We start from the raw sequence: 1,045 nt of genomic DNA on the forward strand, positions 1-1,045 counted from the left end.
TTTTCAACGGATATCTCGGCTTCCCTTTTGTGGATGAAAAATCGTTGTGAGCAAGTGCAAGACTGGTCGGCATTTTTGCCAACCAGAGATGAATTCGAACTTCAATTGGATAACCTCGCAAACGAAAGTGGTCACAAAGACCTCAATATCGTGATGACGCTAAGACCGAACTTTGCCCAGAAATGCATGTTGGAACAACAGCTAGGTTTTGCGGACTTTATCATGCGTAGTCGCTACACCAGCATTGCGGGACAGTTATCGCGAGACGTCTTTGTGGTCTGTTTACAAACGCCACATTGTCAGTGGTTGAGCCCCTTGCGCTTGATTCAAATAGCCATGAAAGGTTTCTTTTCTGAGCTGAGAAGTGAAATGGGAAACAAAATGCACGCTACGATTGTGGAAGGGCAAACCGGGGTTTCTGTTCTTGGGTATGACACCAACAATCCAAAACAGGCACTTGCTCATGCGGCGCAAGCGATGGTGTCTTCGAAAGCCGGAGAAAACGGCTACTTCAACTTTTACAACAGTGAACTTCACGCCGAGTTGGTGAAACGTCAGCATTTGGAAACGTTCCTGAAAACCCAAATTGAAAGTGAGCTGGTGGATGTGTATTTTCAGCCAATTATTGAAACGCGAACCGGCAATGTGGTGAAGTTTGAGGCATTAGCGCGCTTCTATCACGAAAACAGCGAGTACAGCACGCAAGAGATGATTTCCATCATTGAAGACCTGGAGTTGATCGCTGCGCTGGATGACGTTGTTTGCCAAACCGCGCTGAAGCAGTGGCCACATTTGCAAAAAATCTATGGCGAAAATATCGGACTTTCTATTAATCGCTCGTTGAATACCAAGCTGGATTCATTGCAAGTTCTCCAGCGATCGCTCGATTTGATTAAAGCCAGCGATGTAAACCCAAAACTGGTGACTATTGAGTTAACAGAAACTGCGTATTTCGAGCAGGATGAAGAACACGCGTTTGCGTTAGAGCAGATTCGCCAAGAGGGCATTCAAATTGCGATTGACGACTTTGGTACGGGTTACTCTT

At 45.8% G+C, this 1,045-nt stretch carries 1 protein-coding gene; it reads left to right on the forward strand.

The window, feature by feature from the left end; genetic code table 11:
* Positions 1-1,045 (forward strand): EAL domain-containing protein (locus R7P69_RS25220; protein WP_318121832.1); only part of this gene is annotated, 1,045 nt, incomplete at both ends.

It is taken from the genome of Vibrio sp. 661 (assembly GCF_033339315.1).
GTDB classification, from domain to species: domain Bacteria; phylum Pseudomonadota; class Gammaproteobacteria; order Enterobacterales; family Vibrionaceae; genus Vibrio; species Vibrio alginolyticus.